This is a genomic window from Neisseria viridiae (assembly GCF_962747995.1).
GTDB classification, from domain to species: Bacteria; Pseudomonadota; Gammaproteobacteria; order Burkholderiales; family Neisseriaceae; genus Neisseria; species Neisseria viridiae.
This window is the reverse complement of sequence record NZ_CAUJAJ010000003.1, coordinates 151,948-166,475: the sequence shown is the minus strand read 5'-3', so window position 1 is coordinate 166,475 and position 14,528 is coordinate 151,948. Positions and strand designations below refer to the sequence as shown.

The 14,528-nt window shown below is 51.4% G+C and carries 11 protein-coding genes and 1 pseudogene; 6 read left to right on the top strand and 6 right to left on the bottom strand.

Annotation, left to right across the window (positions count from 1 at the left end; all coding sequences use genetic code 11):
- Positions 1–87: 87 nt before the first annotated feature.
- From Q9J79_RS03600 to gmk, 3 genes are all read right to left on the bottom strand, one after another.
- Positions 88–2,244 (bottom strand): RelA/SpoT family protein, encoded by a 2,157-nt coding sequence (locus Q9J79_RS03600; protein WP_301912223.1) that lies wholly within the window; start codon positions 2,242–2,244, stop codon positions 88–90.
- A 91-nt stretch (positions 2,245–2,335) separates the two neighbouring features.
- Positions 2,336–2,542 carry a DNA-directed RNA polymerase subunit omega gene (rpoZ, locus tag Q9J79_RS03595; RefSeq protein ID WP_002212665.1) on the bottom strand — a complete coding sequence of 69 codons (207 nt, stop codon included), beginning with the start codon at positions 2,540–2,542 and terminating at the stop codon, positions 2,336–2,338.
- Between the two features lie 58 nt (positions 2,543–2,600).
- The gene (gene gmk / locus Q9J79_RS03590; protein ID WP_301912224.1) at positions 2,601–3,218 is read right to left on the bottom strand and encodes a guanylate kinase; all 618 of its coding nucleotides are present in this window, start codon (positions 3,216–3,218) and stop codon (positions 2,601–2,603) included.
- Between the two features lie 127 nt (positions 3,219–3,345).
- Here gmk and Q9J79_RS03585 point away from each other — a divergent pair, with 127 nt between their 5' ends.
- Positions 3,346–3,945, top strand: coding sequence for an adenine phosphoribosyltransferase (locus Q9J79_RS03585; RefSeq protein WP_301912225.1), 600 nt, complete (start codon positions 3,346–3,348; stop codon positions 3,943–3,945).
- A gap of 45 nt (positions 3,946–3,990) precedes the next feature.
- Here Q9J79_RS03585 and Q9J79_RS03580 read toward each other — a convergent pair whose 3' ends face one another.
- A complete protein-coding gene (locus Q9J79_RS03580) occupies positions 3,991–4,779 on the bottom strand; it encodes a Cof-type HAD-IIB family hydrolase (RefSeq protein ID WP_301912226.1) in 789 nt (262 codons plus the stop codon).
- A gap of 324 nt (positions 4,780–5,103) precedes the next feature.
- On the opposite strand from Q9J79_RS03580, the gene trhP reads away from it, so the two are divergent.
- A complete protein-coding gene (gene trhP, locus Q9J79_RS03575) occupies positions 5,104–6,459 on the top strand; it encodes a prephenate-dependent tRNA uridine(34) hydroxylase TrhP (RefSeq protein WP_301912227.1) in 1,356 nt (451 codons plus the stop codon).
- A 96-nt stretch (positions 6,460–6,555) separates the two neighbouring features.
- Positions 6,556–7,068 carry an excinuclease gene (locus Q9J79_RS03570; protein WP_439787647.1) on the top strand — a complete coding sequence of 171 codons (513 nt, stop codon included), beginning with the start codon at positions 6,556–6,558 and terminating at the stop codon, positions 7,066–7,068.
- Positions 7,069–7,275: 207 nt separating this feature from the next.
- On the opposite strand, the pseudogene Q9J79_RS03565 reads toward Q9J79_RS03570, so the two are convergent.
- Together Q9J79_RS03565 and Q9J79_RS03555 are read right to left on the bottom strand one after the other, a co-directional pair.
- Positions 7,276–9,754, bottom strand: a pseudogene (locus Q9J79_RS03565) (TonB-dependent hemoglobin/transferrin/lactoferrin family receptor).
- A gap of 174 nt (positions 9,755–9,928) precedes the next feature.
- On the bottom strand, positions 9,929–10,558 hold the full coding sequence (locus Q9J79_RS03555; RefSeq protein WP_118820191.1) for a biliverdin-producing heme oxygenase: 630 nt from the start codon (positions 10,556–10,558) through the stop codon (positions 9,929–9,931).
- 463 nt (positions 10,559–11,021) lie between these two features.
- Here Q9J79_RS03555 and Q9J79_RS03550 point away from each other — a divergent pair, with 463 nt between their 5' ends.
- From Q9J79_RS03550 to Q9J79_RS03540, 3 genes are read left to right on the top strand one after another with little or no spacing between them, the layout of a single operon-like run.
- Positions 11,022–12,356 carry a paraquat-inducible protein A gene (locus tag Q9J79_RS03550; RefSeq protein WP_301912229.1) on the top strand — a complete coding sequence of 445 codons (1,335 nt, stop codon included), beginning with the start codon at positions 11,022–11,024 and terminating at the stop codon, positions 12,354–12,356.
- Entirely contained in the window at positions 12,349–14,010 is a 1,662-nt protein-coding gene (pqiB, locus tag Q9J79_RS03545) for an intermembrane transport protein PqiB (protein ID WP_301912231.1), read from the top strand. The genes Q9J79_RS03550 and pqiB overlap by 8 nt, the downstream gene beginning before the upstream one ends.
- Positions 14,010–14,528: a PqiC family protein gene (locus tag Q9J79_RS03540; RefSeq protein WP_301912232.1), complete on the top strand. Its 519-nt coding sequence runs from the start codon at positions 14,010–14,012 to the stop codon at positions 14,526–14,528. The genes pqiB and Q9J79_RS03540 overlap by 1 nt, the downstream gene beginning before the upstream one ends.

Sequence of the window (14,528 nt, the reverse complement as noted above, 5' to 3'; positions counted from 1 at the left end):
TGCTCATGGGAAATCCCCTAAATGTCTTGGTGGGAATTTAGGGGATTTTGGGGGATTTTGCAAAGGTCTCAACCCGTTTTACCTGCTTCAACTTCTGATGACTTTGCGGATATATGGGATACTGTGCAGATTTTGAATAATCTGATTCAATTGATTCAGATTTTTAACTTTCAATAAGAATTTGAATTCGACAAAACCTTCCGTTCCCGACTGGGATTTGGACGGTGTTTCGACCGATTCGATGTCCGCACCGGAATCGGAAATAGCTTGCGCCATTAATGCCAACAGGCCGTGGCTGTCTTCCGATTGGACCTGAAGCCCGACACGGTAGTTCTGCCCGTTCATATTTTCCCAGTCTGCATCCAGCTGCTGTTCGGGATCGGACTTTAACAACGTTGGGCATGTATCCCTATGGATAATCATGCCTTTTCCCTTAACCAACAACAAACGGATGGAATCACCGGGAACCGGATGGCAGCACTCTGCAAAATGGATATGTCCGCTTTCCTGCCCATCGACTTTAATGGAACTGAGCCTGACCTCGCTACCGAAATGCTTTCCTGCCAGTTCGGCAATATGCATGGCGACATAAACAGGCAGGGTATGCCCCATACCGACGTTGTACAGCACTTCCTCAAATGAAGTCTGTTTATCGTTGAGATCGGCAAGGTATTTTTCTTTGATGCCGTCTGAAAGCAGGACATCTTTGGGCAGCAAACTGGACAGGGCTTTTTGTAAGAGGTTCTCTCCCAAAACGACCGCATCGTGCCGGTTAAGGTTTTTAATATATTGGCGTATGGCACTGCGCGCCCTGCCTGACACGGCGAAATTCAACCACGCGGGATTGGGTTTGGCGTGTTCGGATGTGATGATTTCAACAGAATCGCCGGTTTTGAGCTTCGTACGCAGCGGCATCATCACATTATTGACACGCGCGGCAACGGTTTTATGCCCGATGTCGGTATGTACCGCATAAGCAAAATCGACAGGCGTTGCCCCTTTGGGCAAAGTTAGGATTTTTCCTTTTGGCGTAAGGATGTAGATTTCGTTCGGGAACAAATCGACTTTGACGTGTTCGAGAAACTCAATGGCATTGGCACTGCTTGCCTGCAAATCTAAAATGTTTTTCAACCATTGATTGGTATGCAGCACCGCCTGATCGACCGTTTGGGAATCTGATTTATAGCTCCAATGGCCGGCGATACCGCCTTCCGCCACGGCATCCATTTCCCGCGTGCGTATCTGAACTTCAATCGGCAAGCCGTAAGGCCCGACCAAAGTCGTATGCAGGCTTTGATAACCGTTGCTTTTCGGAATGGCGATATAGTCTTTGAACCGCCCGGGCTTGGGCTGATAGAGGGTGTGCAATGCGCCGAGTGCGGCATAACAGGCGGGAATGCTGTTGACAATGACGCGGAAACCGTAAATATCCATAACCTCGGCAAAGCGCAGCTTTTTCGCCATCATTTTCTGATGGATACCGTACAGGTTTTTTTCCCTGCCTTTGATTTTGGCCTCTATATTCGCACCTACCAGCCGCTGACCGAATGCGCGCAAGACTTTGCCGACAACGTCCTGCCTGTTCTTCCGGCTCTTGTCCATCGCTTTTTTTAAAGTCTCGTAGCGGTTGGGATGCAGGTTTTGGAACGATAAATCCTGAAGCTCCCGATACGCATTATTCAGACCTATGCGGTTGGCAATCTGTGCGTAGATTTCAAGGGTTTCTTTTGCAATACGGCGACGCTTGTCGGGACGCATCGAACCGAGTGTCCGCATATTGTGCAGGCGGTCGGCAAGTTTGACGACAATCACGCGTACATCTTTGGTCATTGCCAAAATCAGTTTGCGGAAACTCTCCGCCTGATGCTCTGCATGATCTTCAAATTTGAGTTTCTCGAGTTTGGACAGACCGTCCACCATCTCGGCAACCGTATTGCCGAACACCGCCGCCATTTCCCCTTTTGTTACGCCCGTATCTTCCAATACGTCGTGCATCACGCCTGCACAAAGACCCTGTATGTCCATATGCCAAAGGGCAAGCTGCGTTGCAACGGCAATCGGGTGCGTGATGTAGGGCTCCCCGCTTTTTCGGGTTTGCCCGTCGTGGGCGCGAAACGCATAGGCGACGGCTTTTTCAAGCTCCGCCTGTTCCTCGGGCTTGAGGTAGGAGGCGGTATGGAAAAGCAGGGCACGCGCTTCGGCGGTCAGGGGATCATAAGGGGCGGAAGGTTGGGGGGCGGGCATTTCAGACGGCTTTCGGGATGTATGTGTTTTTCATTTCAAACCGTCGGACTGCACGGCGGCAAAGTGTTCCGGCGTGCGTTTCCGGCAGGATTTATTTATTGCGCGTCAGCAGTTCCGTACCGATATGCCCGGCGGCGATTTCCCTTAAGGCGGTAACGGTCGGTTTGTTATTGCGGACATCGTCCACAAGCGGCGTGTTGCCGTTCTCAAGCTGGCGGGCGCGGCGGGCCGCTACCAATGTCAGGTCAAAATGGTTGGAAATTTTTCCGGTACAGTCTTCGGTGGTAATACGTGCCATATTATTTGCTTTCTTTCAAAAATATTTAAAATGGGAAACCGGGTATTTTCGCGGTTTTTTAGGAATTTTCCAACAAATCTGCAATAAATCCCAGTTGCCGCGACCTTTTCAGACGGCAGGCATTCACAATATGGAGCAAATCTTCCTCCGCCCGCGCCAAGTCGTCGTTAACCACGACATAATCGAATAACACGGACTGTTCGATTTCATGCCTTGCCTTCGACAGCCTCCTTTGGATAACTTCCCGACTGTCCGTCCCGCGTCCGTTGAGGCGCGCGGCAAGTACGTCGAAAGAAGGCGGCAGGATAAAGATGCCGACGGCTTCGGGCAGCGCGTCGCGAACCTGAGCCGCGCCCTGAACGTCGATTTCCAAAATCACGTCATAGCCTGCCGCCGCCAACGCATTCACGCCCTCCGCGCTTGTGCCGTAATAGTTGCCAAATACGTCTGCGTATTCCAAAAAAGCCTCCTGCGCGATAAGCGACTCAAACTCTTCTTTGGAAACAAAGTGATAATGTACGCCGTTTGCTTCGCCTTCACGCGGCGGGCGCGTCGTGTGCGACACGGAAACGCGCAAACCGTTATGGTTTGCCAACAGCCGCGACACCAGCGTGGTTTTGCCCGTGCCGGAAGCGGCCGAAATGATAAAGATGTTGCCTTTTCGATAAGCGGACATATTTTTTACCTGTATATTTTCCAGCCGATTGTATCACAACGGACACTCGGTTTCCTATTTGCCGATGCCCATATTTTGCCGCTATTGTTTTGATTGATTTGGCAAGCGGCAGGCTGACGGCTACAATATGGCGTTAAAAACATCAAACATGGAACACGCAATGCTGGTTCATCCCGAAGCTATGAGTGTCGGCACGCTTGCCGACAAAATCCGCAAAATCGAAAACTGGCCGCAAAAAGGCATCTTATTCCACGACATCACGCCCGTCCTGCAAAGCGCGGAATACTTCCGCCTTTTGGTCGATTTGCTGGTTTACCGCTATATGGATCAGAAAATCGACATCGTTGCCGGCTTGGACGCGCGCGGCTTCATTATCGGCGCGGCACTCGCCTACCAGCTCAACGTCGGCTTCGTCCCCATCCGCAAAAAAGGCAAGCTGCCTTTTGAAACCGTATCGCAAAGCTACGCGCTCGAATACGGGGAAGCGGCGGTGGAAATCCACACCGATGCCGTCAAACCCGGTTCGCGCGTGCTGTTGGTCGATGATTTGGTTGCCACGGGCGGCACGATGCTTGCCGGGCTGGAACTGATCCGCAAACTCGGCGGAGAAATTGTCGAAGCCGCCGCCATTTTGGAATTTACCGACCTTCAAGGCGGCAAGAATATCCGTGCAAGCGGCGCGCCCTTATTTACCCTGCTTCAAAACGAAGGCTGCATGAAGGGCTGAAAACCGACCCTGCCGTCTGAAACCGGCAGGGTTGTTATTATGCGTTCAAATCACGCCCAAATCTTGCAAGCCCCTCAACACGCCGTCTTCATCAACGCTGGGGCAAACATATTTCGCCGCCTCTTTCGCCGCCTGTTCCCCGTTGCCCATTGCCACGCCGAACCCGACTTCAGACAGCATTTCCACATCGTTCAAACCATCGCCGAACGCCATCACATCCGCCATTTCCAAACCCAATGCCCCAACCACGCTTCTGATGCCGTCTGTTTTCGACATTCCCGCAGGCAGCAGATCGACCGCTTCCTCATGCCAGCGCACCGTTTTCAAGCCTTCCTGTTCCACAATATCCGACCAGAGCGGCATTTCGTTTTCCTCCGCAAACACCAGCATCTGATACACCGGTTTGCTTGAGAAATAATCCTTATCGGCAAAAAAATCGCTGGCGATATGCTTCAAGGCGCGGCACACGCATTCCGACAGCGCGGACACGGCGATCCCCTCTCCGCCGACAAACGCATAATCCATGCCCAAGCCATCCAAATGCGCGCAAACCCTGCCCATCAAACCGGCATCCATCGGTACTTCGCGCACAGTTTTTCCGTGCAGCAGCGCAAACTGTCCGTTTATCGTTACCACGGCATCCATACCCGTTTCCGCCATCATGTCCCTGACCTTTTCGGGAATCGTCGCCAAAGACCGCCCCGTTGCCAACGCCGTCAATATACCTTTGCCGCGCAAAGCCGCCACCGCCGTTTTCACGGAAGGGCGCAAGGTATCCGTATATTTTCGGTACAGCGTATCGTCAATGTCGAAAAACACGATTTTGGGATTCATCACATTCTCTCTCGCATTCAAACTGCCGCATTGTATCCCAAGCAGGCAAATACTTGATAAATCCTTATAAATTTCCCGGCAAAATTGACCACGAACACGAAAAGGCGGATAATCCGCCCATCTTCAAACACCCTTCAGACGGCATTTGCAGCAATGCCGTCTGAAACATTTTTACAAAGCACACAAATCATGTTTCAACACACAGGACGACACATAAAGCGTCGCCCTATGTGTTGCCCTGATTCGGAAAGGGTTACGCCCCTCCCAAATAAAGTCTGATTCTACCGCCCCAAAGGGCGGGGTTTCAACCGAAAAGGAAACACGATGAAAGCACCCGAACTCTTATTGCCAGCAGGCGGTCTCGAACGTATGCGCGCCGCCTACGACTACGGCGCAGATGCCGTTTACGCCGGCAGCCCGCGTTATTCCCTGCGCGCCCGCAACAACGAATTTGCCAAACTTGATGTTTTAGAACAAGGCATTAAAGAAGCGCACGAGCGCAACAAAAAATTCTTTTTGACCGTCAATACGCTGCCGCACAATTCCAAACTTAAAACCTTCGTTTCCGACATGGAGCCCTTGATTGCCATGAAACCCGACGCGCTGATTATGGCGGATCCGGGTTTGATTATGACCGTGCGCGAAAAATGGCCGGAAATGCCGATCCACCTGTCCGTACAAGCCAACACCACCAACTACTGGGGCGTGAAATTCTGGCAGAAAATCGGCGTCGAACGCATCATCCTGTCGCGCGAATTGAGCATGGAAGAAATCGCCGAAATCCGCCAAGAATGTCCCGACATCGAACTCGAAGTCTTCATTCACGGCGCATTGTGTATCGCCTACTCCGGCCGCTGCCTGTTGTCGGGTTATTTCAACCACCGCGACCCCAACCAAGGCACTTGCACCAACTCCTGCCGTTGGGACTACAAGGTTCACAACGCCACGGAAAGCGATGCAGGCGACGCCCAGCTTCTGCAAGGTTTCAACTTTGAAAAAGCCCAAGAAGAAGCCAACCAAAACTTTGAAGGCATCAACGGTCAAAAACGCCATCCCTACGCCGACAAAGTTTTCCTGATTGAAGAGTCCAACCGCCCGGGCGAAATGATGCCGATTATGGAAGACGAACACGGCACCTACATCATGAATTCCAAAGACCTGCGCGGCATCGAAGTCGTCGAAAAACTCGCCAAAATCGGCGTGGACAGCCTCAAAGTCGAAGGCCGCACCAAGTCGCTCTATTATGTTGCACGCGTCGCCCAGTCCTACCGCAAAGCGATTGATGATGCCGTCGCAGGCCGTCCGTTTGATTACAGCCTGTTGAGCGAACTCGAAGGCCTCGCCAACCGCGGCTACACCAGCGGCTTCCTCGAGCGCCACCAAACCCAAGACTATCAAAACTACCTCAGCGGCCATTCCACCGCCAAACAAAGCCAATACGTCGGACACGTTACCGAAATCGACGAAAATGGCTGGGCGACCATCGAAGTCAAAAACCGCTTCGCCGTCGGCGATTCGCTCGAAATCATCCACCCGAGCGGCAACCAAACCATCAAATTGGAACAAATGACCCGCAAAGACCAACCTGTCGATGTTGCCCCGGGCAACGGCATTCAGGTCAAAATCCCAAATATGCGGGGCAAAGAAAAAGCCCTTATCGCACGCGTATTGAACCCCTGAGCCACAATGCCGTCTGAAACCCGTTTTCAGACGGCATTTTGTTGAATCTTACGGTACAATGCTAATGATTTCCCACAGCAAACAAGGACATCCGACATGAAAAAAATCTTCATACTCTCTGCCGCCGCCCTGATGCTGGCAGCCTGCCAATCCAGCAGCGCACCTAAAAACGCACACACGGCATCCGCCGGCACACCGGCCGGAGAATCATGCAAAGTCATCCGCGGAGACACCGCAGGAAGCGGCAAAAACATCATTTACCGTTGCAGCAACGGTCAGGCGGCCATAAATGCAGCCATTGCAGGCGGTGTATTGGAATCCGGGATTCCCGTCAGCTTCGGGGGCGGTGGCGTACCTGTTGCAAACGGTCAGGGCTTGGTTACCCGTCAGGCGGCAAACGGCGTTGGCAAATCCGACTCCGAAGCCTGCGAACGCGCCCTAATCAATGCCGCCCGCAAATTCCAACAGACCGCAGGCAAACTCGGCGGGCGCAGTGTTACCGGCTTCCACAGCTACTTCGACAAGCAACCGCTGCAAGGCGGGCAATACGACTGTCAGACAGGCTCGTTCCACGTCCGCGTGGTCATGCGCGCCAATGTCGTCCGTTAACATATCGGCAATCAAAAAATGCCGTCTGAAACATTTTTCAGACGGCATTTTTAATCCTGCAACATTACCCCCTGCCCGAGTTTGGATACTGTATCAATATAAAACCCCATCACACAGATTTACGGTAAAAAGCCGTCCGAATTAGTTCCTGAACACAATTCGGACGGCTTTAATTTCCAACAAGACAATTAATCCAATAATACTAGATTAAAACTTCCATTCCAGCGATACGGCGTAGTTGCGGCCGGGGGCGTAGTAGCGTTCCAAACCCTGATTTGCTGATTTAGTATTCGATACGCTTAAAGAGTTAATAGTCGATCTCGGATTGATGCCGCGCAAGCTGTCCCAAGTATGGTATTTCCGGTTAAACAGATTATAAACGCCCGCCCGTAAAGTCATACGTTTTACCGGTTTGTAGTAGCCGAATACATCCACAACAGTTGCCGCTTTATTCAACCAACGGAAGTCGATTTTATCGTCACGATACTGCAAGGCAACAGCACAATCATTTGTTTCCTCACCTGTCCAAGGATCGAGCTTATAGCTTGTGCAATAGCTCTTTTGTTCAATTACTTGGGCATCTTTGGCTTTTTTCCTGCCCATATAGCTGACACGGGAGAAAATACCCCAACGCTCGTCTGGAGATTCATAATCCAATCCAAGCACCAACTTCAGCGGCTGGATGGACAGCATACTGCCGCGATCGCCGGACAATTTGCCTTTGCTGTAACCCAATGCGCCGGATAATTTGAAACCTTCCGGCACGGACATTACTTGATGCAGGTTTATCTCGCCTTTAAATTCAATTCCCCTCACCCTTGCTTTATCGACATTGACCATTTGCTGACCGATTTGGGTAAGCGTAGCACCGCAATAGGTCGGATCCGTATAACAAGCATAATCATCACCAGCAAATGGATTGGGAACTTGGAAGGTATGTTCTTCTTCAAACAGGAAATTACGGTAACGGGTTTGATACAGGCTGAAATCCAAAGACCCCTTGTCGTTTTTACCATGCAGCGACAATGTTTGATTCAGGCTGCGTTCGGCTTTCAGCGACGGATTCGCTATCCAGTGGCCATACACGCTGGTATAAGTAAAATACATTTCCGATGCTGTCGGTACGCGATGCCCCGTATTGATTTGGTAAGCAGCACGCCAAGTATCATTAAAGCGGTAGTCCAAACCTAAAACGCCGTTCCATGTATTAAAACTTCTTGCAGCCGGATTGCCGTCATTAACACAGGTACTCAGACAAGGCGTATCCGGCTTGAAAGCCTGCGGTTTTACCTTCTCATGGTCGTAGCGCACGCCTGCATTTACAGAGAACTTATCGCCAAAAGCGATTTTATCCTGCAATGAAAAACCGATTTGATCCGTCTTCATCGGACGTATAATGGTGTAATGTTTACGGTCGGTTATATTGCCTGTTGAATTAAAATCCAAATCATCATTTACATTTTCAAAGTCGCGGCGACTGGCAAAAGTCTTAAACGATAATCTGTGCTCCCCTTTCCACAGTGAAAAAGGCTGGCTGTCCAAACGGAAAGATAAACGCTTGTATTTGGTATCCATATTCCGTTCGTCTCTATCAGCCATAAAGCCGTTGTGATACTGATAACCTATGCGCCAGTCTCCGGTACGAACCATATCACCTTTATAGTTTATCGCCCCATTGCGGGTTTTCTGATAGTCCAAATCCGTACGCAACAAAGAAAGAACGGAAGATGCAGGTGTCCACTCGTGGTTCAGGTTGATATTGGTGCGTTTCTGTATATCATCCGCCTCCCGCCAATAACTTGTCAGGGAATAAGTTTTTTCATAAGTGTAATTGCTGTTATTTTGTCCATTAACAGAAAAGCCGAAACGGTGAGAGTCGGTCGGTTGCCAGCCTAATTTCACCAAATAACTGCGATTATTGTGTTTGGACGGATCTGGATGAATGCGTGCCGATCCGCGCTCTGCCTGATCCTGCTTATCCAATTCACCAAACCCTACAAGATCAACGACATCCCCCCCCCCCGCTTTTCATTTCATGCCCGTGTCGGCGGGAATACAAAACCACTGCATCAAAAACATTGCCCGCATAGCCGAAACCTGCGGTATTCGCCCACTCTCTGTTTTTACTTGCGTAACCGCTGCGTAGAAGTGCGCCGAAATTTTGTTCCGGCAAAACAATATCCCGTGCATCAAGCGTGCGGTAGTTCACATTGCCACCTAAAGAACCGCTGCCGCTTTCAAATGAATCCGCACCTTTCGTAATATCCACACCCTTAACCAACTCGGTATCGATGCTTAAACGGGAATTATTGAAGTTGCCGTAACGTGCATAAAGTGAATTTTCTTCCGAACTGGGCAATGCCACACCGTCGATACTGATACCGACACGGTTGTCTTCTACCCCGCGCATGGCAAAGCCTTTCATACGGCGGCCATCATCGGATACACCGACATCTGATGAATAACGCACCAAATCGCGTGTATCCCGAATCATTTGCTCTTGAATGGTTTTAGCCTTTACTCGTTCCACAGTGGTAGATGCATTGTGCTGACCTTTAACGCGCACTGCTTTTACCTCTGCCTTAACGGGTGTGGTTTCAGTTGCAGCTTCATCTGCCGCAAAGACCGGATTGCCGAAAATACTGCCGACCAGCGCGGCGATAGGGAGCATTTGTAATGGTTTCATATTATCAACTCAAGATGTATGGATTGTTCATCCGTCGGTTAGCGCATAATAGATTTTCTGATAATCATTAATATTTAATAAGACAGTAATCCATGCAAACAAAGCCGCGCCGTGTAATTAAAGGTCCCTGCAAACAGCTATGCCGAGACCTTGTTTATTTGATTCGATTATTTTTTAGTGCCTGTGCGGCATCATTCCTTCGGGGGCTTCGGCATCGGCTGCCAAGCCGAAGGTTTCGCGCAACACGACTTTGTAGAATGCAAAGGCTTCGCGTGCGCCTTGGATGGCTTCCGCTTCAGCTTCGGGAGTCAGGTTCAAAGCGTTCAGATGCTCGACGAAGGCGCGCCAGTGTTTGCCGCGCCCGTCGGGATGCGGTGCGAGGTGGCGTGCGCCGTGTTCGCCGTTGTAATCGAGTTTTTGGGCGTGTTTGAACAAAAACGCCGCGCCCAAATTGGATCCTTCGGCGCAATAAAGCCAGCCGATTGCTTTGTTGCCGGTTTCATGCGGCAGCGGTTTGCCGTATTCGTAAGGTTTGTCGCCCAAATCTGCAAGGTCTTGCGTTACGGCATCGTATCGCGCCATATATTCCAGTTCGGGAATGGCTTTGTTCAATTCGGCATCTTTATAGATATGATCGACAGCCTTGTGGAAAACGGATTGGAGTTTCAAAAATTTAATGTAGTTTTCTTTGCTGACAAACGGTTCGACGGACATAACGAGATTGTCCACGCTGTCGTGAACCGCCGTGGTATCCGCCTTCAGGCGTTTGGCAAACGTCAGGGCTTGGTTTTCGGTTTCGCTCATAAGTTTTCCTTTGTCGGTAAGGGATAAGGATGCGGGGCGGGCAAAATCCGCACTTGCCCGCATATATAGTGGATTAACAAAAACCAGTATGGCGTTGCCTCGCCTTAGCTCAAAGAGAACGATTCTCTAAGGTGCTGAAGCACCAAGTGAATCGATTCCGTACTATTTGTACTGTCTGCGGCTTCGCCGCCTTGTCCTGATTTTTGTTAATCCACTATAAAAATAATAAAGAATCATAAACGAAATTTATTATCACATATTTTTGGAAAAAATATCATTTGCGTTATATTTTTAAGCGGGTATTTTACGATTATTTACAAAATCGGGGTTTTATCAAATAGGCTTGCCGGCCGGAGGGGCAGCCGCTCAAAAAATATTTTTGCCGGACACCAAGGGTTTGTTCATACTGCCGAACCTGCCGGTTTTGCATCCTGATTGGGTGTATCGCCTTTTTTCCTTTATAATGCCGCCACTTATATTTGCCACTTTCCCGATGAAGCCGTTTGCCGAAAATATCCCCCACAGCCTTCGCGGCAGCTGCCGCGACGAAGCCCTGCCGCCGCATACGGTAGATTGCCCGGAATGCGGCTGCCGCGCAGATGTGCCCCGGTTGGACAGGGGAGAGGCGGCGTTCTGTCCCCGTTGCGGACACAAACTCTTCAGGGTGGGCAGCCATCCTTTTTCCGGCCCGCCCGCCTATGCGGCGGCTTCGCTGATTTTGATGGCGTTTGCTTACGGTATGACGTATATCGAGGTCGGGATACCGGGTGCGGCATCCGTCCTTTCGCTGCCCGAGATGATGCGCCTGATGGTGTTTCAGGATTATGGTTTTTTGGCCGAAGTGATGTTTGTGCTGACCTTCGGCGCGCCGGTTCTGTTCCTTTTGCTGTGCCTGTATGTCTATGCCGCGCTGATACGGAAACGGGTGTATCCTGCGCTGCGTTTGGCAACGCGTGTGATGGTGCGCTTGAGGCAGGCAATGATGGTGGATGTGTTTTTTGTTTCCACTCTGGTGGCGTATATCAAGCTCTCGTCTGTGGCAGAGGTTCGCTTCGGGTCGGCGTTTTATCTGATGTTCGCGCTGTCGGTTATGCTGATTCGGACTTCGGTATCGGTTCCCCAGCATTGGGTGTATTTTCAAATCGGGCAGCTGACGGGGGATAATGCGGTTCAGACGGCATCGGAAGGCAAAACCTGTTGCAGCCGCTGCCTGTATTTCCGCGACAGTGCCGAATCCCCCTGCGGGGTGTGCGGCGCGGAACTGTACCGCCGACGGCCGAAAAGTCTGAGTATTTCGTCGGCGTTTCTGACGGCGGCGGTTATTTTGTATTTCCCTGCCAATATCCTGCCGATTATGATTTCGTCCAATCCTGCCGCCACGGAGGCCAACACCATCCTTAGCGGCATCGCTTATATGTGGGACGAGGGCGACAGGCTGATTGCGGCGGTTATTTTCAGCGCGAGTATTTTGGTGCCGGTGCTGAAGATTGCGGCAATATCGGTTTTGATTGCGGCGGCCCGCTTCGCTTTGCCGGTGGGCGCAAAGAAATTGTCGCACCTCTACCGCATCACCGAAGCGGTCGGCCGCTGGTCGATGATTGATATTTTTGTGATTATTATTTTGATGTGTTCGTTCCACACTTATGCCGCGCGCGTCATTCCGGGCAGTGCGGCAGTCTATTTCTGCCTGGTCGTGATTCTGACGATGCTGTCCGCCTATTATTTCGACCCGCGCCTGCTTTGGGACAAACGCGCTTCAGACGGCATTGCTTTCAATGAAACGGAAAAATATGACTGACAACAGCCCTCCTCCAAACGGACACGCTCAAGCACGCGTCCGCAAAAACAACACCTTCCTCTCCGCCGTCTGGCTGGTCCCGCTGATTGCGCTGATTGCCGGTGGCTGGCTGTGGATTAAGGAAATCCGCAACAGGGGGCCTGTGGTTACGCTCTTGATGGACAGCGCGGAAGGCATTGAGGTCAACAATACGGTCATTAAGGTATTGAGCATCGATGTCGGACGCGTTACCCGAATCAAACTGCGCGACGACCAAAAAGGCGTGGAAGTAACCGCCCAACTCAATGCGGACGTATCCGGCCTCATCCGCAGCGATACCCAGTTTTGGGTGGTCAAGCCGCGTATCGACCAAAGCGGCGTAACCGGTTTGGGTACGCTGCTTTCGGGTTCGTACATCGCTTTTACACCCGGCAAAAGCGACGAGGCAAAAGACGTGTTCCAAGTGCAGGACATTCCGCCCGTTACCGCCATCGGGCAAAGCGGGCTGCGCTTGAATTTGATTGGTAAAAACGACCGCATCCTCAACGTCAACAGCCCTGTTTTGTATGAAAACTTTATGGTCGGGCAAATCGAAAGCGCGCATTTCGACCCGTCCGACCAAAGCGTGCATTACACCATCTTCATCCAAAGCCCCAACGACAAACTGATTCATTCCGCCAGCCGTTTTTGGCTGGAAAGCGGCATCAATATCGAAACCACAGGCAGCGGCATCAAACTCAATTCCGCCCCGCTGCCTGTCCTGCTGTCGGGTGCGATTTCATTTGATTCGCCGAAAACCAAAAACAGTAAAAACGTCAAAAGCGAAGACAGCTTCACGCTTTACGACAGCCGCAGCGAAGTTGCCAACCTGCCTGACGACCGCTCGCTATACTACACCGCGTTTTTCAAACAATCCGTGCGCGGACTGACCGTCGGTTCGCCCGTCGAGTACAAAGGGCTGAATGTCGGCGTGGTTTCCGATGTTCCTTATTTCGACCGCAACGACAGCCTGCACCTGTTTGAAAACGGCTGGATACCCGTACGCATCCGCATCGAGCCTTCCCGCTTGGAAATCAATGCCGACGAGCAAAGCAAAGAGCATTGGAAACAACAATTTCAGACGGCTTTAAACAAAGGCCTGACCGCCACCATCTCCAGCAACAACCTGCTGACCGGCAGCAAAATGATTGAGTTGAACGATCAGCCTTCCACCTCGCCCAAGCTGCGACCGCACACCGTTTATGCAGGCGATACCGTCATCGCCACACGGGGCGGCGGTTTGGACGACTTGCAGGCAAAAGTAGCCGACTTGTTAGACAAGTTCAACAATCTGCCATTGGATAAAACCGTTGCCGGCTTGAACGGTTCGCTTACCGAGCTCAAGTCCACACTCAAATCCGCCAATGCCGCCCTAAGCTCTATCGACAAACTGGCCGGCAATCCGCAGACACAAAACATTCCGAACGAGCTGAACCAAACCCTGAAAGAGTTGCGTCAAACCCTGCAAGGCGTATCGCCTCAATCGCCTATCTACGGCGACGTACAAAATACGCTGCAAAGTTTGGACAAAACCTTAAAAGACGTTCAACCCGTGATTAATACTTTGAAAGAAAAACCCAACGCGCTGATTTTCAACAGCAGCAGCAAAGACCCTATCCCGAAAGGAAGCCGATAATGCGCCTCTTCCCGATTGCCGCCGCCCTGACACTTGCCGCCTGCGGTACTGTGCAAAGCACACAATATTTCGTGTTGCCCGACAGCCGCTACATCCGTCCTGCAACGCAAGGCGGCGAAACCGCCGTCGAAGTCCGTCTTGCCGAACCGCTCAAACGCGGCGGACTGGTCTATCAAACCGACCCCTACCGCCTCAACACCGCACAAAACCACGTTTGGGCAGGCACCTTGGACGATATGCTCGAAGCGGCGTTGAGCAATGCATTCAACCGTTTGGACAGCACACGCATCTTTGTTCCTGCCTCACGCAGCGGCAGTACCGAAAAATGGACGGTCTATATCGACGCATTCCAAGGCAGCTACACGGGCAAAACCCTCATCAGCGGCTACGCCGTCCTACCCGACGGCACGAACAAACCCTTCCATATCGAAACCGAACAGCAGGGTGACGGCTACGCCGCCATGACCGCCGCACTCGAACAGGGACTGAAACAGGCGGCGCAACAGATGATCGAGTAA

Coding starts and splice junctions, on each gene's coding strand:
- Q9J79_RS03600 (WP_301912223.1), bottom strand. CDS start 2,244: ATGCCCGCCCCCCAACCTTCCGCCCCTTATGATCCCCTGACCGCCGAA.
- rpoZ (WP_002212665.1), bottom strand. CDS start 2,542: ATGGCACGTATTACCACCGAAGACTGTACCGGAAAAATTTCCAACCAT.
- gmk (WP_301912224.1), bottom strand. CDS start 3,218: ATGTCCGCTTATCGAAAAGGCAACATCTTTATCATTTCGGCCGCTTCC.
- Q9J79_RS03585 (WP_301912225.1), top strand. CDS start 3,346: ATGGCGTTAAAAACATCAAACATGGAACACGCAATGCTGGTTCATCCC.
- Q9J79_RS03580 (WP_301912226.1), bottom strand. CDS start 4,779: ATGAATCCCAAAATCGTGTTTTTCGACATTGACGATACGCTGTACCGA.
- trhP (WP_301912227.1), top strand. CDS start 5,104: ATGAAAGCACCCGAACTCTTATTGCCAGCAGGCGGTCTCGAACGTATG.
- Q9J79_RS03570 (WP_439787647.1), top strand. CDS start 6,556: ATGAAAAAAATCTTCATACTCTCTGCCGCCGCCCTGATGCTGGCAGCC.
- Q9J79_RS03555 (WP_118820191.1), bottom strand. CDS start 10,558: ATGAGCGAAACCGAAAACCAAGCCCTGACGTTTGCCAAACGCCTGAAG.
- Q9J79_RS03550 (WP_301912229.1), top strand. CDS start 11,022: ATGCCGCCACTTATATTTGCCACTTTCCCGATGAAGCCGTTTGCCGAA.
- pqiB (WP_301912231.1), top strand. CDS start 12,349: ATGACTGACAACAGCCCTCCTCCAAACGGACACGCTCAAGCACGCGTC.
- Q9J79_RS03540 (WP_301912232.1), top strand. CDS start 14,010: ATGCGCCTCTTCCCGATTGCCGCCGCCCTGACACTTGCCGCCTGCGGT.